Here is a 16488-nt window from a genome sequence, read left to right on the forward strand (position 1 = left end):
ACGAAGGTAGGAAATTTTAGTATAGGATGGAATTGAATAGGGAAATTACTGGCTTAAGTAATTCCCCTGTGCAACGTATTATTGATTTCTTTCTACCCGTAAACCCACATCGCTTACTTCAAGCAGGGGGTTATCGCGCATGTTTTGTTCTATAGTAAAGGTATAGGTCCCCTTAACCGGGAATTTATAGTTTGTGCGGAAAGGTACCTGGTAACTGTATAAGTTTCCGGACCCATCACCCAGCCACTCACCTTCCTTGTTAGCAAGTTTTAGTTCGTAGCGGTTAATCTTTGTTTTTTTATCGGGTGCGGTTTGCGTAATTAAAACAAACAGGTTTGAGTATTTATAATCAGCAGTAACCCTTAAATTCATATACAGGTTATAAGCTGCCTTTTCATCATCAATTTTAACTGTGTATTTTAGCTTGTTCTGATAAGTCCAGCTGTGGCCGGTAACGGCAGTGTTTTGATCCGTTAAGGCTTTTTTGTCAGTACAGCCGGCGATGGAAAATGCAACCATCGCCAGTGATAGAAAATAAAAGATCAATCCCCTTTTCATTCCTTTTTATCTTGCTGCCCGCCACGGTTACCGTCATTACGGTTTTGGTTATTTTTATTTGGGCGGAATTTTTTACGGTTTGGATTATTATTCGCTGCACCCTCCGGCCTTGGCCCTGCGGCTTGCGGTGGTCTTGGTGTTTGTGGTCTTGGTGCTGCACCTGCTTCAGGGCGCGGCTGTTGTTGCATCTGCTGTGGCTGACCATCGGCCGGGCCGTTTGGTCTGTTAGGCTTATTGCGGTTATTTGTTTTCTTCTTTTTATTATTATTGTTGTTATTGCGACTGCGCTCATCCAACCGGGTTAAGCTATCCTGGCCAACAACATTTTCATAATCCAAAGCTTTGGCCGGTTTGTTTTCAAGCTCAACAACTTCACCCAAATCAGCGGGGATAATTCCCTCGCGGTTCATTTGCTGAATTTCTTTAACGCGGGTAAGCGGCAGCGGGATCCACGATTCTTCGCGCGGATAGCTAAACCACATCAGCTTTTTAAATATATCTGTTTTTTGCAGGCGGGCATCCCCTTTTTCTGTTTTTAATACATTCACATTATCAGGGATGTATTTAAGCGCATCCATGTATGTATCCAGCTCATAGTTAAGGCAGCATTTAAGCTTACCGCACTGGCCGGCTAATTTTAATGTATTAAGCGAAAGGTTTTGATAGCGTGCAGCCGATGTTGAAACCGTTTTAAAATCAGTAAGCCAGGTTGAGCAGCAAAGCTCGCGGCCACATGAGCCAATACCACCTAAACGGCTTGCTTCCTGGCGCATCCCTATCTGGCGCATCTCTATACGGATGCGGAAGGTTTCGGCCATTTTTTTAATCAGCTCCCTGAAATCAACGCGGCCTTCGGCCGTATAATAAAAGGTGGCCTTGGTTTTATCGCCCTGGTAATCCACGTCGCTCAGCTTCATTGATAAATTAAGCTCAAGCGCCAGTGTGCGCGATTTGTGCATGGTTTCCCACTCAAGGTCTTTAGCGGCTTTCCATTTTTCTACATCGGCAACTGTTGCCTTACGATATATCTTTTTGGCTACCTCCTCTTCCTTAACACGGCGCTTTACCATTTGCATCCTAACCAGCTCGCCGGTTATGGAAACATGGCCAACATCATAGCCACCTGTGGTTGTTTCAACAACCACCAGTTCGCCGGCTTCTAAATAAATGTTATCCGGATTAAGATAAAACTCTTTCCTTGAACCCTTAAATTTTACCTCAATGATGCCAAAAGGCTTATAATTTGTTGGCATATCCATGTGCGACAGCCAATCGTAAACATCTAATTTGCTGCAGCCATTGGTAAGGCATGAGCCATTACTTTTGCAGCCCGCGGGCGAACATCCGCCTCCCGTTGAGCAACTTCCACATCCCATAATTTGATCGATCTATATATTAGTGTCCGCCGTTTGGCGGATCGTTTTAAAGCTTAATACTTTTATAATCTGTAAAGATACATCTAAAAACAAAATTTTAGGGTTACCATTTCTCTCTACATGGTAATGTGCCTTTTCAAGCTCGGCAACTATAGCCTGCGCTTCGGGCACTATCATTACACTGGTCATTTTTTGAGCTGTTTCCAACTCCCGGGCAGGTAAATGCACCAGGCTGCCCGCACCTGATAACAGCATACAGCATTCCCTTAAAAAGCTGATGCCGTAACGTAAAAAATTCTTTTGGTTTTCGCGGCCCATTTTTGCAACCTGGTCAACAAAGGGCATTATTTCAAGCCCCTTATTGGCAAAACAAAGGCGTAGCCACTGTACAAACAGTTCATGGTAGCCCTTGTTGTCGGTATTCAGCATGGTTAATGCCTCGGTTAAATTGCCATTGCATAAATAAGCAATTTCGGCAGCGGCATCTTCTGTTTGGTGATGATGATCAAGCAGATACTGCTTTATTTCTTCATAGCCCAAAGTGGGTATCTTTATCAATTGGGTGCGCGACAGGATAGTGTTCAATATCTGATCCTGATTTTGTGCAACCAGCAAAAACAGCGTGTTGGGCTGTGGTTCTTCAATAATTTTTAAAAGGGCGTTCCCTTCCTTGTCTAAATATTCGGGCAGCCAAAGGATCAGAATTTTATAGGCTGATTCAAAAGGCTTAAAGCTTAGTTTTTTAATGATCTGGTGGCACTCGGCAATATTGATATTGGCCTGTTTGTTTTCGGCATCCAGGTATCCGCGCCAGTTATCCAGGCTTAAGTAGGGGTTTGCTGTAAAAGCATCGCGCCATTGCTCAATAAAGGTAATGGCGGTATCGTCTTTATGTTTCGCAAAAAAGGGGTATGAAAAATGCAGATCGGGGTGCATTAGTTTTTGATACTTGCGGCATGATGAACACTCGCCGCATGAATCATCGGCCAACTTGTTTTCGCAGGATACATATTGGGCATAAGCAACAGCTAATGGCAGGCCACCCGAGCCCCCCGGACCCAAAAACAACTGGGCATGACTAACCCGGTTCTCTTTTACCGAGCTGATCAAACGTTGCTTTACGGCATCCTGTCCAACTATTTGCTTAAACTGCATTGGTGCAAAATAAGGAATAGATTTGAGATGTAGTTAACAATAGCCCCGGCAGCTATATTTTTTTATAAAATGATTTTGAAAATTAAGCTAAACAGGCAGATAAAACTATTCAAGCACCTCGTAAATAGTAACGGGTTTTACTTTGTTTTTTAGAGTTACCTCGCCAATTTTTTCGCAGCGGAAGGATTCTTTTGCTTTATGATATACCTCTTCGGTTATAATTATCTGCCCGGGTTTTGCTGCCGATTGCAAGCGTTGTGATAAATTAACGGCATCGCCAATAACGGTATAATCCAACCGTTTTAAGGATACAGAACCAATATTGCCCGATACCATTTCGCCGGAGTTGATACCAATAGAAACCTGCGGTTTATAAGGAATATCACCAACCTGCATTTCTGCCATTTCTTTTATTTGTTCCCTAACGGCTAAGGCGGTATCAATGGCCCTGTCTAAATGGAAATTTCCACGAAAAACAGCCATCACGGCATCGCCCATAAATTTATCTACATGGCCGCCCTGCGCAATAATTGCCCGTACTATATCGTCAAAAAGGCCGTTGAGCAATTTAACAACGGTATTAGCGGGCACCTGCTCAGTAATTGCGGTAAAACCACAAACATCAATAAACATAACGGTAGCATCCACCAGCTCGTTTTTCATCAGGCTGCCTTCAAACTCCTTGTGCGCCATAAAGTTGAGCACATTCTCGTCCACATACATTTTGAGGATGTTGTTTTCTTTGATGGCCTTAAGGGTTTCCTGTAATTGCTTTACGTGCAAAATGGTTTTTTCGATGGTGAGATCAAGATCCTCAAAATCTACGGGTTTACATACAAAATCAAAAGCACCCCGGTTCATGGCGGTGCGGATGTTTTGCATATCGCCGTAGGCCGATACCACTACCGCTTTTACCATAGGGTTGGCTTCGGGCAGGCGGCTCAGCAGGGTAAGGCCATCCATTACCGGCATGTTAATATCACTTAAAATAATATCCAGATCGGGATGCGCTTTTACCTGCAAAAGGGCTTCTTCGCCATTTTGGGCAAATACAAACTCATATACATTTTCGCGGATCTTGCGGCGGAACTTCTGTTTCACCAACAGTTCCAGATCTGCTTCATCGTCTACAACCAATATCTTAGCCATCAGGCAAAAAGGGTTTTAAGTTTTTCTCTAAGTAAATTAAAATCAAGCGGCTTGGTCAAAAAATCATTGGCGCCATTTTCCATAGCCTGCCTGTGATTTTCTTCATCGCCATAGGCCGTAACCATCATCACGATGGGTGGTGGCGGGGCATCAAAGTCTTTACGGATTTTTGTAAGCAGCTCGATACCGCTCATGCCCGGCATATTAATATCGGACAGGATAAGGATCACTTCCGACTGCTTATCCTTCAGATAATCCAGCGCTTCTTCGCCCGACAGGGCAAATTCAAACTCCAGTTCATGGGCACGGATCTCCTTGCGGAAACGTTGTAAAAAAAGAGGCTGAACATCAGCTTCATCATCAACTACTAATATTTTCATACGGCGGTTAAAGATAAGAATTAAATTAAGGCCTTCTTATCGGCGGGGCTTACCGGCAGTAAAATGGTGAATAAGGTGTATTCGCCCTCCTTGCTCTCAATATCAATTTTACCGCCATGCGCCTTTACAATAATGTCATAACTTAAGGATAAACCCAGGCCTGTTCCCTCGCCGGTTGGCTTGGTGGTAAAAAACGGCTGCATTATTTTATCCCTGATATTATCAGGGATTCCGGTTCCGTTGTCTTTAACTTTTATTTCAATATTGTTACCTTTTTTGGCGGTGCTTAGTTCAACTATGGGTTTAAAACTGGCATCGGCCATGTGCTTTTGCTGTACGGCATAAAAAGCGTTGTTAAATAAGTTGAGCAATACACGGCCAACATCCTGCGATAATAAATTGATCTCGGGCAGGGTGCTGTCAAAATGGGTGATCATTTCGGAGTTAAAGGTTTTATCCTTTGCACGCAAACCATGATAAGCCAGGCGCAGGTATTCATCGGCCAATGTGTTAACATTGGTAGCTTCTTTAAGTCCACTGCCGGCGCGGCTGTGTTGCAGCATGCCCTTTACAATGCCATCAGCGCGCTTACCGTGGTGGCGGATCTTCTCCAGGTTTTGCTTAATATCATTTGCTATCGCCATTGCTTCTTCCATATCGCCTTTGGCCAGTTCCTCGCCCATTTCATCAACAAGCTCCATGCTCACTTCCGAAAAATTGTTCACAAAGTTCAATGGGTTCTGAATCTCGTGGGCAATGCCAGCGGTAAGTTCGCCAAGCGAAGCTAATTTTTCCGACTGGATAAGCTGCTGCTGTGTGGTTTGCAGCAGTAAAAGGGTTGCCTGCAATTCGTTCTTTTGCTTGGTAAGTTCGGCTGTGCGTTCGGCCACTAACTTATCAAGCTCTGCATTTTTCTGGCCAACAATGCGCACCTCTTCCTGTTGCTTTTTGGTGGTTGCCAATCGGGCAAAGATCCAAACAAAGGCGGCTATGATTAAAAATTCAAAGTAGTTATCGTATTTTGCATAAAAGGTAGGGGCTATCAGTTCAGTAAGGCCTGCTAAAATCCCCGTGCCAACCAATGGGTAATGTGCCTTTATAAATGAATGGAACGATTGAAAATCAGGTTCCTTTTCTGCAAAAATTAAAATGCCCAATAGTAAAAGGCTGCCAAATAAATAGTTTGCTATTTCACCAATCCAGCTTTCGCCAACACAAAAAAGGGCAATAATTATCCAAAAGGCAACATTTAAAAGGTTGCTCCATTTTTCTCTTAGTGGTGGATAACTGAACGCTTTTTTTAAGCGGTTCACCAATAAAAATGCGGCCAGGTAAAAAAACACATGCATAGAGGTAGGATAAGCTATATTAAAAATTAAAGTTAATGGATTAGCCGGAATATTTATCCCACACAGCTTTTTTATAAGTTAGAAAGCCATAATATTTTACCAAAAGTGCCATTAATTTGTGCCAAACTAAAAAGGATGCTAACTTAGGGGCTCATCAAATACCCAATAAGTAAAGGCCGTAAATGAAAAGCTTACAATTACCTCATTGGTTACAAGACACCATCTATACCTTATTCGGTATCCTTTTCAGCGGATTTGCGTTGAGAAGTTTTTTGGTACCCAACCAGTTTTTTGATGGTGGAGTTACCGGTATCTCATTACTTATCCACGAGCTGTATCACTTAAATATTGCTTATGTAATTATTATAGCCAATATCCCTTTTATTATAATGGGGGCCTTCCAGGTAAATAAAATGTTTGCTGTTAAAACGGCTATTGCCGTAATTGGCCTGGGGCTTTGCCTGCTGTTTATCCCTTACCCGCAAATAACATCCGATAAATTATTGGTGTCTATCTTCGGCGGTGTGTTTATGGGTATTGGAGTTGGGTTGGCTATCCGTGGCGGTTGCGCGCTGGATGGTATTGAGGTTTTGGCCCTGTACACAGGTAAACGCATCAGCTTTACCATCAGCGAAATAATTTTAGGCATCAACATCATCATCTTCCTGATAGCGGCTATTAAGCTGGGCTTGCCTACTGCACTTTACTCAATTTTAACATACTACACGGCATCAAAAACCATCAGTTTTGTAATTGAGGGGCTGGAAGAATATACCGGGGTAACCATTATATCGGGCGAGAGCGAGCAGATTAAAGCGCAGTTGGTTATGACACTTGGCCGCGGCATAACCATATATAAAGGCGAACGCGGCTTTTTAAAAGACAGCTTTGATGTTAGCCAGCCGGTTGATATTATTTTTACCGTTGTTACCCGCTTAGAGGTTAGGCGCATGCGCAACCTGATCCACGAGATTGACCCCAAAGCCTTTGTATTTACCAGTACCATTAAAGAAGCCGCAGGCGGGGTATTGAAAAAGCGCGCACGCCACTAAGGGTTATTTGAATAAAAAGAATCTGATCATTTAAACCAGAAAAGCTTCCGGCAAGTGCGGAAGCTTTGGATTAAGCAGATCTTTAAGCCTATAATCAAGGCGCAATTGAAATATATAATGATTGTATTTGCATTTGGGTTAGTGGCTGGTTATTCATACCGTTATCTTTATAAAACAGGATATAGCCTTTACCAATCGGCCCATTTTGAAAGCCTGAATTTTTCAACCAAAGTAAAAATGCCGTTGGGTTTTCGTAAGATGAAAAGATCAGATCTTCGGTTGTATTAGTAGCCGGACTTTTAATTTGAACAGGATTATTGTTATACAGTATCTTCCAGAATTTTGGAACCAGTTCTTTAGGTGTAAATACTATTACATCTTTTGTGCCATTGCCTTTGCCTTGGTAAAAGGTTACAAAATCATCAGCTTCTGATATGGTGTTACCATTACCGGTTACTTTTCTAAAAACCCCTTCAAAGCTGATCTTGGCTACATCGTTATTAGCAATATCCGGGTATTTTATATAGTATTCCCTCACCTCTATTTTATCAGGTTTGGTCAATGCATCCTTTACTACAAGGTTACTGAAACTGAAAACCCTTTGCGAGGCAAATTTAGTAGGGTCACATTTAAACTCAACATCAAGCAAAATATTACCGCTAAGGTCAATACCCATCGTGCTTTCCTGTACAACTGATAATTGGTTATTGCTAATGGATGCCGAAACATTTACATAACGCTGCTTCAAGGCAACCTCTTCGCTAAAATCACGCTCGCTGTTAAAACCTACTGAGCCGCCAATTGAATTATTTATAGCGTTTGATTTGGCCAGCTGATTACTGCTGCTTGAATTATTGACTATGTTTTGCTGTGTAGAATCAGATTTGGAAGTGCCGCTTGTTGATGTACTGCCGTTTGACAAGGCTACACCGCTTGTTGCATTAAGGCTTGAACTAAATGTATTTTTTTTAGAATAGGTTTGATTGGCAAGATTTATACTTTCAAAATCAGTTGCTAAATAACTGGTGCTTGTAAAATTCATTACAGGGTCTTTCTCTGTAAGTTCAATATAGAGTTTAGAGATCCGGTCTTCTGGCATCGGGCTTTTGTTCCGTACCGAAATTATAAACCGTCTTTTAAAGGATGTATAATCCTCTATCAAAGATGCTGCACCGGGGTCGTCCTTATCTTCAAGCTTGGCTTTAATATCAGTTAAAAAAGGCGAAGATTTTTTGTTCTTTTTTGATAGCTCGATAATTAGCTGTTTCTGCGAGCTGGCCGGCAACGAGAACAGGCTTTTCAGGTTAGTGGGCAAATCGGGGCTTGGTTTTGGAGCAAGCACAAAACCTTCAACGCTTATATAATTGTTTAAATCAGCATCTTTGCTTAGTGTTGCAACATCATATCTTTTTGAGAGTTTGCCTATTGGTGGATGAAATACATTATTCCAAAGGCCGCAGGAAGACAGCATAATACATAGTAATATGCTGGCAAAGCAAATTTTTTTCATGGCTGTGATTAAAGCTTTTGGTAAACAACTACGGCTAAAGACCCGCCTGTGGCATTATTAGTAATGTTTTTTTCAGTACCATTAAGCCGCTTCCCACTCCAGGATGCTTTGCTGAAAGAGCTGATCGCATTGTAGGTCATATTGCTCTTAATGGTAGCTAATGAATCGCTTTCCTGGGCATAATACCAGGTATTAGGATCATTTTCTTTTGATTGCTGAACGGAGATAAAGTTTGGCATGGCTAAAGTGATAAAATGTTTGGTTAGCCAAATTTAATAATTTACAAGTATTTATTATACAGTGATTTAACCTTAAATTTTAAGGCGTTTTTACGGTAGTATTTTTAAAACTCAGTGAAAGGTTATTGCCCCATTTTTTTGATCAGCCCGCCTAAAACTATAAAACTTTGCTCCACCACGTCATCATACGAAAAACCAAAGCTGATTCGGATAAAATTAGTGAACCGTGCATCGGTACTAAAAATTTGCCCGGGCGCTATGCTGATGCCCTGCGTAATGGCTGCCTGATAAAGTTCAAAAGCATCAATATTTTTATTGAGCTCAATCCATAAAGCATAACCGCCCTGCGGCCTGCTTATTTTTACATCTGCAGGGAAATGAGTGGCAATAGCCTGTGTATAACGCAGGCATTGTGTATGCAGGGCCTTGCGCAGGTTGCGCATGTGCAGATCGTAGCGGCCGGTTTCAAAAAAGTGGGCTATGGCGGCTTGTGTTGGTGTGGCCGACGAAATGGTATGCATCATTTTCAGGTTGATGATCTGCTCCTTAAACCTGCCGGGGATACACCAGCCCACTCTGTAACCGGGAGCAAGCGATTTTGAAACGGACGAACATAACATTACCCAGCCTTCGGTATCATAGCTTTTGCAGGTACGGGGTCTGCTTTTACCAAAATAGATCTCGCCATAAATATCATCCTCAATTAGGGGAATTTGCCGGGCTGTTAATAAACTAACCAACTGCTGCTTGCGGTCGTCGGGCATGCAGCTGCCTACCGGGTTGCTAAAGTTTGAAACAAACAGGCAGGCTTTAATACCCACCTTATCCATAGCCTGTGTTAAATATTCGATATCAATCCCGGTTTCGGGATTAACGGGTATTTCCAGCACCTTTAGATCAAGACTTAGCATGATGTTAAAAATGCCGAAAAATGTGGGGCTTTCAATAGCAACCGTATCGCCGGGTTTGGTAACAGCCCGCAGGCAAAAAACCAACGCTTCCATACAGCCCTGCGTGGTTACCACATCATCTTCTGTATGGATACCGCCCCAGTTAAAGGCATTTTTGGCTATCTGTTTGCGCAGGGAAACATTGCCCTGCAGTTTTTCATAATTTACATTGCCCGATGGACTTTTACGGATGGCCTCCGTCATTGACTTGCTCAGCTTTGCAAGCGGCAGCAGATTTAGTGAGGGGGTAGAGCGTGATAAACGAACCACATCCTCCTCTGCCATGTTGCGGTAAACCATCGAGATCATTTCGCCAACGCTTACCTGCTCTATCTTTTTTAAAGGCGGGTTGATCTCCGGCGCCTTAGCCGATCTTGACGGCGAATACTTCACATAATAACCCGATTTTGGCCGCGCTTCAATCATACCCATGTTTTCCAGCTCGACATAAGCCTTATAAGCTGTACTGATACTGATGCCCTGCTCATTGCTCAGCGCCCTTACTGATGGCAGCTTATCACCGCATTTTAACAGGTTTTGTTTGATCTGTTTTTCAATACGACCGGAGATCTGCGCATATAAAAAATCATTATCAGGGAGGTGAAATATCGTTTCCATAAAAAATCTGTTATGGTCAAAAATACAAATTCTGAATCTGTTTTGTTATTTGTTTATCGTTTTACTTTGTAATAATTAATAACGATTAGAAATGGATTTACAGATAATTGATTACCAACCGCAATACCAGCCATATTTTGAAAGCTTTAACAAAGCCTGGCTCGAAGAGTATTTTGTTGTGGAACCCTTTGACAAATATGTTTTAGAAAATCCAGAAGAATCAATAATTAAGGACGGCGGTAAGGTGTATTTCATTACATCGGGATCAACCGTCATCGGTACCGTGGCACTTCGTTTTGTGGAAGAAGGTGTTTTTGAGCTGACCAAAATGGCTATTGATAAATCATTTCGCGGTGGTGGTGCTGGCCAGTTTTTATGCCAGGCAGGCATTGATAAAGCACGACAACTGGGCGTGAAAAAGCTGATCCTTTTTTCAAACAGGGTACTTAAAAATGCCATACATATTTATCATAAATTAGGCTTTATTGAAATTCCCGTGGTGCCGGGCACCTATCACCGGGCCGATATTATGATGGAGATAGATTTTGAAGAACAAAAAGCCACCGCCTGAGTTTAAAATTAACGCAATGCAGATTAAAACCATAACCGAACAGGAAATACAACAATACCGCGCAGAAACCCGCGGAACAGCCGAAAGGATCCATTTTAACAATGCGGGCTCAGCGCTGCCGCCTGACGTGGTGGTTGAAACCGTTGTAAATTATTTGAACGAAGAAGCTGTTTTTGGTGGATACGAAACTGAATTTAAATATTCGGCGGAACTGGATAATATCTACCCGTTAATTGCCCGTTTGATCAATGCCAATGATGATGAGATTGCCCTTGTTGAAAATGCCAGCACTGCCTGGGGAATAGCCTTTAATGGCATCAGCTTTAAAAAAGGTGATGTGATCATTACATCAGAGATGGAATACGTAACCAACCTGATCAGTTTTTTGAATGTGCAGCAATCACAAGGGGTTGAGCTAAAGGTAATTGCTAACGATGAGCAGGGAAACTTTCCGCTCCATGAGTTAGAAGCGGCTATTTCGCCACAAACAAAACTAATCGCAGTTACCCATATCCCGTCAACAGCCGGTGGAATGATTCCCATTGTTGAAATTGGTAAAATAGCCCGCAGGCACAATATCTTATATTTGGTTGATGCCTGCCAGTCGGCCGGGCAAATCCCCGTAGATGTTAGAGAAATTGATTGCGATATGCTATCGGTAACGGGGCGCAAATACCTGCGTGCCCCACGCGGAACGGGGTTTTTATATGTACGGAAAGCAGTGCAGGATAAACTAAAGCTATTTTTTATGGATGGCTTTAGTGCGCCATCGGTTAGTATGGAAGCCTATAGACCAAGGGATGATGCCCGCCGTTTTGAATTATACGAAAAGAACCGTGCCCTAACATTAGGTTTAGGTAAGGCTGTGGAATATGCCTTGGATATTGGAGTTGACCGGATTTGGCAACGCATACAATACCTTGCTGATCTGCTGCGGAGCCAGCTGCAAAATATTGACGGGATAACCGTACATGATATTGGCGACCAAAAATGCGGGATAGTTACGTTTTCAGTAAAGGGAATTGACAGCGCAGCCGTGAAAAATAAACTGGGCGAAAAGCACATCAATGTATCGGTAGGTAAAGCCATCTCTACGCGTATTTATATGGATAAAAACCATCTGAGCAGTATTGTAAGGGCCTCGGTACATTATTACAATACCGAAGAGGAACTTCAGCAGTTATGCACTGAACTTGCAGCTCTTTAATATCTGGCTGTTTAGTTGTGGAGAGCTATTATTATATTTGAAAAAATAAATTTATGATAGCTCACCACGTTTTATTCTGGTTAAAAGCCGAAACCACTACCGATCAGCACCAGGCATTTGCCGGAGGATTGCAAACATTAAAGGATATTGAAGTTGTTAAAACCATACATATTGGTACGCCGGCGCCGATTGAGCGTGCAGTGGTTGATACGAGCTATACTTTTAGCTTAGTATTGTTTTTTGATGATTTGGCGGCGCACGATGTTTATCAGGTTCACCCCATACATAAAGCATTTTTAGATAGTTTTCGCCAGTTTTTTGACAAGGTTATTATTTACGATGCACAATAACTAGCTGTTCATTTTAAAAAGAACAATATGAACCCTGAGCATCTTTTTAAACAAATTGCGTTTATCCACGAGATAGATAAGGTAAAATATATTCTGCGTAAAACCAGGTTGTTTAACAGCGATCGTAATGAAAACGATGCAGAGCACAGCTGGCATTTAGCCATAATGGCCATTATATTGGCCGAACATGCCAATGAACCGGTTGATGTTTTAAAGGTTGTTAAAATGCTGCTTATTCATGATGTGGTGGAAATAGATGCAGGCGATATTTTTTTATATGATACCGTAAACAGCCACAGCAATACGGATGCTGAACGAAAGGCTGCCGAAAGGATCTTCGGGCTTTTGCCGGTAGCACAGGCCGAAGAGTTAATTGAAATTTGGGAAGAGTTTGAAACCGGCAAAACGCCCGAAGCTAAGTTTGCCCGCGCAATGGACCGCCTGGAACCATTGCTGCAAAATGTATCAAACAACGGTGGAACCTGGGCCGAGTTTGGTGTGAAATTTGAACAAGTGCTGGAAAAGAAAAGTATTATTCAACAGGGATCAGAAACCCTGTGGGCCTTTGCCAAAAAACTGATTGAGGAAAGTGTTGAGAAAGGAATATTAAAGGCGGAATGAAAACCGCGCTTATAAACAAAGCCTACGGTAACAACCGTAGGCTTTGTGCTTTGATAGTATTACAACTTACACCATTCCTCAATAGTTAACACATCTGTTTGGCGGGGGAAAATCTTGGTTATAAGTACGCGGTGCACCTCGTCGTCCCTGTCGGCGCAGCAATCTGTTAGTACCGTTAGCTGGAAATCTTTATCAGCTGCTTCGCGTACGGTTGATAGTACCACCCCGCTGGTAGAAATACCTGCAAGCACCAGGTGCCCGATATTAAGCGCTCTTAAAACCACATCCAGGTCGCTGCCGGTAAAGGCACTTATCCGGCGTTTTACAACAATCAGGTCATCGGCCCATGGAGCTAAATCTGACGGTATCTTCATAAACTCGTCCATGTTAAGGGTAGCATATAATTCTTTGCCGCCACTGGCAGCACTTTTATTATTCATGCTCATTTCTGGTGCGCCATTTCTAAATCCTACTAATACATAAATAACAGGGATTTTTTTACCCCGTGCATTTGCTATAGCTTGTGCTGTATTACTTGCTGATGGCTATTGGCGTGCTGCCTGTTGGCAGCCTGATTATCGGGGCGGCGTCTCAGCGGATAGGCGCACCCAATGTATTGCTTTACCAGGGTATAACCGGCATAATTATAGCCCTTATATTTTCAGGCTTTTTGATAGGCGACCGCCTTAATAAGCATAAAACATATAAAACAGAAGAACATCAATAATTTAAAACTTATAAAATAAATGATAACCCGCCCTCGCATTTTTTTAGCTGAATTAAACTGTATAATAGTATTGCAGATGGTGCTTTGCGACATGGTGCCAAAGCCACATATAACGGCAAAAAGCATAGCCAGCGGAAAATAACTGGTGTGCGAAAAAAGTATTAGCCCGAAACCTAAAATAAGGGTGTTGATAAACAAAACGAATTTAAGATCAGCCCCTGGATTTAATGACGCTAAAAACACCGCGCCACCTACAGCCCCCAAACCAATAAAGCTGTTTATATAGCCAAAAGTGGCGGCATTGCCATTAAATACAACCCGGGCAAAAATGGGCAAAAGGGTATTGTAAGGTAGTACTAACAGGCTCATAAAAGTAAGCATCAGCAAAATGAGGCCAATTGCCGGGGTGTTTTTTACATATACAAAGCCTTCGGCAAGGTCCAATCTTATATTCTTTTTTATGGTTGATGGTATATGTTTGGGCAGCGTCATTAATAAAAGCGAGATAATTACTGCTATAAAGCTCAACCCATTTAAAAGAAAACAGCATCCCGCGCCAAACTTCTGCAGTACAATGCCCGATAAAGCCGGGCCTATCAGGCGTGCAAGATTATTCATGCTGGAGTTAAGGGCAAGGGCATTGGGCAGATCGGCTTTGTCTGTTATCATTTCGTGTACCAGCGGTTGGCGGGCAGGCACATCAAATGCATTGATAGTACCCAGTATAACGCTGAACGTGAGGATCTGCCAAACGGTGTAATGATTGGTAAATACCAATACGGTAAGCAGCACCGCCTGGACCATTGAGAGTGCCTGTGTAAGCAGCAATACCCTGTACCGGTTATACCTGTCTGACATAATGCCACCGAGTAGCGAAAACAGGAACGAGGGAAACTGGGTTGCAAACATGGTAACACCTAACATAAAGGCCGAATGCGTCATGCTGTAAACCAGCCAGCTCACAGCCGTCTTTTGCATCCAGGTACCTATCAGCGATAAGGATTGCCCCGCAAAGTATAGCCGGTAATTATGGTTTTCAAAGGCCCTGAAAGTATTTATTTTTATATCCGTCATTAAGCCGAAGCAATTTTGCTGCTGCAAAGATGGATCAAAGTGTTTGTAAGGGGGTGTGACCAAAATCACAATCAGCGGGCATTATGATTTTTTTGCGCGGATGCGACTCAGTGTTTCGCGCGCTACGCCCAGGTAAGAGGCTAACTGCGAAAGGGAAATGCGCTGTAATAGCTGAGGCTTGCTTTTTTCGATGTAGCGGTATCTTTCTGTTGGAGTATATAATTTGAACAGGGTGCTATGTTCTTCAGATGCTAAAAGTATATAGATTGCCAAACGCCTGATGAAGGATATAACTTGCGGATTGGCATTAAACCGCTCATTGATCTTATCTAAATTAAAAATCCATACCAAACTATCTTCCCCGGCTTCAATTGTAAAATCCGACTTTTGCTTGCTCCTGATGCTTTGTAAATTAGTGGTAAAATCTCCCTCAAAAGCAAAATTAAGGTTAATCAATTCGCCCTCCTTATTATAATAAGTGCGCAGGTAGCCGCTTTTAACCAAGTAAATCTCGCGACACACCTCACCCTCTTTTAACAATAGCTCACCCCTTTTTAATCCCCGGCTAACAGCGCAGCTTGCCAATAAAGGCAGATCCTCATCGGCTATCCTTTTTGAAACTTGTTTAATATAAGCATGAAGTATCAGATTCTGCATTAATGTAAATGTAGGGGTAAAAATATCCTTATTTTTTGCCTGCATATACTTTAGCGCTTATGCTTAAGCTAACATATTTGTAACCGATAGCCCATTTATATAATTCTATACATAGGGATCCTATTTTACTTATTCGTTTGTTGCTGCCCAGAAAACGGAAGATGTAGCTAATGAACTGAAAAAAAGCAATTTGAATCCCTTTAAATATATTTGCGCTGGCGTATTAATATTATAGCATGCAAATTAAATTTTTTTGTCCAAAATGGGGAGCTGAACACCATTCCTGGGATGATTTTTGTAAAATGGTAAAAGATGCCGGTTTTGACGGCGTTGAAACACCCATACCCTTCGATGAGGCTGAGCAACAGGTAATCACCGGTGCACTAAAAAAGCAGGGGCTTTTGCTTATTGGCCAATACTATCAATCCTTTGAAAAGGACTTTCCTCTCCACAAAGAGAATTTTAAAAAGCACCTGGAATGTATAGCCGCCCTAAAACCGCTGCTTATAGATTCGCAAACGGGGAAAGACTATTTTACACCTGCTCAAAACCGGGAGCTTTTTCAACTGGCAAAACAGGTAACGGAAGATACCGGGATATTAATAGCACACGAAACCCACCGCAACAAAGCCTTGTTTGCAGCTCATATTACAAAGCAATTGCTCACCAACAATCCGGATATAGGCATCACTGCTGATTTTTCGCATTGGTGCAATGTATCAGAAAGTTTATTGGAACAACAAACTGAGGCGGTAGACCTGGCTATAAGTAAAGCCATACATATCCATGCAAGGGTTGGCCAGGCTGAATCCGCTAGGTTTCGGATCCGCGCGCACCCGAATGGAAAGCAGAGGTTGATGCACACCTGCAATGGTGGGACCAGATCGTGCAATCCAGGGTTAAAGCAGGCGCTGCTTTATTAACCATAACTCCTGAGTTTGGGCC

The 16488-nt window shown here is 42.4% G+C and carries 17 protein-coding genes and 1 pseudogene; 6 read left to right on the top strand and 12 right to left on the bottom strand.

What is annotated here, in order from left to right; translation table 11 throughout:
- Window positions 1-78: 78 nt before the first annotated feature.
- From ACQY4U_RS02575 to ACQY4U_RS02600, 6 genes are all read right to left on the bottom strand, one after another.
- Window positions 79-558: a gliding motility lipoprotein GldH gene (locus ACQY4U_RS02575; protein ID WP_428327810.1), complete on the bottom strand. Its 480-nt coding sequence runs from the start codon at window positions 556-558 to the stop codon at window positions 79-81.
- Window positions 555-1934, bottom strand: a complete 1380-nt coding sequence (locus ACQY4U_RS02580) for a PSP1 domain-containing protein (RefSeq protein ID WP_428327811.1) — start codon at window positions 1932-1934, stop codon at window positions 555-557. Before ACQY4U_RS02580 ends, ACQY4U_RS02575 begins: the two co-directional genes overlap by 4 nt.
- Before the next feature lie 12 nt (window positions 1935-1946).
- Entirely contained in the window at window positions 1947-3089 is a 1143-nt protein-coding gene (locus ACQY4U_RS02585; protein WP_428327812.1) for an ATP-binding protein, read from the bottom strand.
- Window positions 3090-3194: 105 nt separating this feature from the next.
- Window positions 3195-4238 carry an adenylate/guanylate cyclase domain-containing protein gene (locus ACQY4U_RS02590; protein ID WP_428327813.1) on the bottom strand — a complete coding sequence of 348 codons (1044 nt, stop codon included), beginning with the start codon at window positions 4236-4238 and terminating at the stop codon, window positions 3195-3197.
- Window positions 4238-4618: a response regulator gene (locus ACQY4U_RS02595; protein WP_428327814.1), complete on the bottom strand. Its 381-nt coding sequence runs from the start codon at window positions 4616-4618 to the stop codon at window positions 4238-4240. The genes ACQY4U_RS02590 and ACQY4U_RS02595 overlap by 1 nt, the downstream gene beginning before the upstream one ends.
- 20 nt (window positions 4619-4638) lie before the next feature.
- Complete coding sequence (locus ACQY4U_RS02600; RefSeq protein ID WP_428327815.1) at window positions 4639-5967, bottom strand: sensor histidine kinase; 1329 nt, start codon at window positions 5965-5967, stop codon at window positions 4639-4641.
- 182 nt (window positions 5968-6149) lie between these two features.
- On the opposite strand from ACQY4U_RS02600, the gene ACQY4U_RS02605 reads away from it, so the two are divergent.
- On the top strand, window positions 6150-7019 hold the full coding sequence (locus ACQY4U_RS02605; protein ID WP_428327816.1) for a YitT family protein: 870 nt from the start codon (window positions 6150-6152) through the stop codon (window positions 7017-7019).
- 94 nt (window positions 7020-7113) lie between these two features.
- Here ACQY4U_RS02605 and ACQY4U_RS02610 read toward each other — a convergent pair whose 3' ends face one another.
- The 3 genes from ACQY4U_RS02610 to ACQY4U_RS02620 all read right to left on the bottom strand — a co-directional run bounded on the left by ACQY4U_RS02610 (window position 7114) and on the right by ACQY4U_RS02620 (window position 10336).
- Window positions 7114-8529 (bottom strand): hypothetical protein, encoded by a 1416-nt coding sequence (locus ACQY4U_RS02610; RefSeq protein ID WP_428327817.1) that lies wholly within the window; start codon window positions 8527-8529, stop codon window positions 7114-7116.
- Window positions 8530-8537: 8 nt separating this feature from the next.
- Window positions 8538-8768: a hypothetical protein gene (locus tag ACQY4U_RS02615; RefSeq protein ID WP_428327818.1), complete on the bottom strand. Its 231-nt coding sequence runs from the start codon at window positions 8766-8768 to the stop codon at window positions 8538-8540.
- Window positions 8769-8890: 122 nt separating this feature from the next.
- Window positions 8891-10336 carry a PLP-dependent aminotransferase family protein gene (locus ACQY4U_RS02620; RefSeq protein ID WP_428327819.1) on the bottom strand — a complete coding sequence of 482 codons (1446 nt, stop codon included), beginning with the start codon at window positions 10334-10336 and terminating at the stop codon, window positions 8891-8893.
- A gap of 91 nt (window positions 10337-10427) precedes the next feature.
- On the opposite strand from ACQY4U_RS02620, the gene ACQY4U_RS02625 reads away from it, so the two are divergent.
- From ACQY4U_RS02625 to ACQY4U_RS02640, 4 genes are read left to right on the top strand one after another with little or no spacing between them, the layout of a single operon-like run.
- Window positions 10428-10907, top strand: coding sequence for a GNAT family N-acetyltransferase (locus tag ACQY4U_RS02625; protein WP_428327820.1), 480 nt, complete (start codon window positions 10428-10430; stop codon window positions 10905-10907).
- Window positions 10908-10923: 16 nt separating this feature from the next.
- Entirely contained in the window at window positions 10924-12114 is a 1191-nt protein-coding gene (locus ACQY4U_RS02630; RefSeq protein ID WP_428327821.1) for an aminotransferase class V-fold PLP-dependent enzyme, read from the top strand.
- Window positions 12115-12167: 53 nt separating this feature from the next.
- Window positions 12168-12464: a Dabb family protein gene (locus tag ACQY4U_RS02635; protein ID WP_428327822.1), complete on the top strand. Its 297-nt coding sequence runs from the start codon at window positions 12168-12170 to the stop codon at window positions 12462-12464.
- A 27-nt stretch (window positions 12465-12491) separates the two neighbouring features.
- Complete coding sequence (locus ACQY4U_RS02640; RefSeq protein WP_428327823.1) at window positions 12492-13085, top strand: HD domain-containing protein; 594 nt, start codon at window positions 12492-12494, stop codon at window positions 13083-13085.
- A 59-nt stretch (window positions 13086-13144) separates the two neighbouring features.
- On the opposite strand, the pseudogene ACQY4U_RS02645 reads toward ACQY4U_RS02640, so the two are convergent.
- From ACQY4U_RS02645 to ACQY4U_RS02655, 3 genes and pseudogenes are all read right to left on the bottom strand, one after another.
- Window positions 13145-13612, bottom strand: a pseudogene (locus tag ACQY4U_RS02645) (cysteine hydrolase family protein); the annotation flags it as partial.
- A 134-nt stretch (window positions 13613-13746) separates the two neighbouring features.
- On the bottom strand, window positions 13747-14886 hold the full coding sequence (locus tag ACQY4U_RS02650; protein ID WP_428327824.1) for an MFS transporter: 1140 nt from the start codon (window positions 14884-14886) through the stop codon (window positions 13747-13749).
- Between the two features lie 81 nt (window positions 14887-14967).
- Entirely contained in the window at window positions 14968-15543 is a 576-nt protein-coding gene (locus ACQY4U_RS02655; RefSeq protein ID WP_428327825.1) for a Crp/Fnr family transcriptional regulator, read from the bottom strand.
- Window positions 15544-15779: 236 nt separating this feature from the next.
- On the opposite strand from ACQY4U_RS02655, the gene ACQY4U_RS02660 reads away from it, so the two are divergent.
- The gene (locus tag ACQY4U_RS02660; protein ID WP_428327826.1) at window positions 15780-16466 is read left to right on the top strand and encodes a sugar phosphate isomerase/epimerase family protein; all 687 of its coding nucleotides are present in this window, start codon (window positions 15780-15782) and stop codon (window positions 16464-16466) included.
- The last annotated feature ends 22 nt before the right edge of the window (window positions 16467-16488 follow it).

Origin of the sequence: Mucilaginibacter sp. (assembly GCF_965277465.1) — a bacterium.
GTDB lineage: Bacteria > Bacteroidota > Bacteroidia > Sphingobacteriales > Sphingobacteriaceae > Mucilaginibacter.

What these genes read in the sequence shown, in the direction of transcription:
- ACQY4U_RS02595 (WP_428327814.1), bottom strand. Translation starts at nt 4,618, where the DNA reads ATGAAAATATTAGTAGTTGATGATGAAGCTGATGTTCAGCCTCTTTTT.
- ACQY4U_RS02655 (WP_428327825.1), bottom strand. Translation starts at nt 15,543, where the DNA reads ATGCAGAATCTGATACTTCATGCTTATATTAAACAAGTTTCAAAAAGG.
- ACQY4U_RS02660 (WP_428327826.1), top strand. Translation starts at nt 15,780, where the DNA reads ATGCAAATTAAATTTTTTTGTCCAAAATGGGGAGCTGAACACCATTCC.
- ACQY4U_RS02625 (WP_428327820.1), top strand. Translation starts at nt 10,428, where the DNA reads ATGGATTTACAGATAATTGATTACCAACCGCAATACCAGCCATATTTT.
- ACQY4U_RS02615 (WP_428327818.1), bottom strand. Translation starts at nt 8,768, where the DNA reads ATGCCAAACTTTATCTCCGTTCAGCAATCAAAAGAAAATGATCCTAAT.
- ACQY4U_RS02600 (WP_428327815.1), bottom strand. Translation starts at nt 5,967, where the DNA reads ATGCATGTGTTTTTTTACCTGGCCGCATTTTTATTGGTGAACCGCTTA.
- ACQY4U_RS02605 (WP_428327816.1), top strand. Translation starts at nt 6,150, where the DNA reads ATGAAAAGCTTACAATTACCTCATTGGTTACAAGACACCATCTATACC.
- ACQY4U_RS02585 (WP_428327812.1), bottom strand. Translation starts at nt 3,089, where the DNA reads ATGCAGTTTAAGCAAATAGTTGGACAGGATGCCGTAAAGCAACGTTTG.
- ACQY4U_RS02650 (WP_428327824.1), bottom strand. Translation starts at nt 14,886, where the DNA reads ATGACGGATATAAAAATAAATACTTTCAGGGCCTTTGAAAACCATAAT.
- ACQY4U_RS02610 (WP_428327817.1), bottom strand. Translation starts at nt 8,529, where the DNA reads ATGAAAAAAATTTGCTTTGCCAGCATATTACTATGTATTATGCTGTCT.
- ACQY4U_RS02580 (WP_428327811.1), bottom strand. Translation starts at nt 1,934, where the DNA reads ATGGGATGTGGAAGTTGCTCAACGGGAGGCGGATGTTCGCCCGCGGGC.
- ACQY4U_RS02635 (WP_428327822.1), top strand. Translation starts at nt 12,168, where the DNA reads ATGATAGCTCACCACGTTTTATTCTGGTTAAAAGCCGAAACCACTACC.
- ACQY4U_RS02630 (WP_428327821.1), top strand. Translation starts at nt 10,924, where the DNA reads ATGCAGATTAAAACCATAACCGAACAGGAAATACAACAATACCGCGCA.
- ACQY4U_RS02640 (WP_428327823.1), top strand. Translation starts at nt 12,492, where the DNA reads ATGAACCCTGAGCATCTTTTTAAACAAATTGCGTTTATCCACGAGATA.
- ACQY4U_RS02620 (WP_428327819.1), bottom strand. Translation starts at nt 10,336, where the DNA reads ATGGAAACGATATTTCACCTCCCTGATAATGATTTTTTATATGCGCAG.
- ACQY4U_RS02575 (WP_428327810.1), bottom strand. Translation starts at nt 558, where the DNA reads ATGAAAAGGGGATTGATCTTTTATTTTCTATCACTGGCGATGGTTGCA.
- ACQY4U_RS02590 (WP_428327813.1), bottom strand. Translation starts at nt 4,238, where the DNA reads ATGGCTAAGATATTGGTTGTAGACGATGAAGCAGATCTGGAACTGTTG.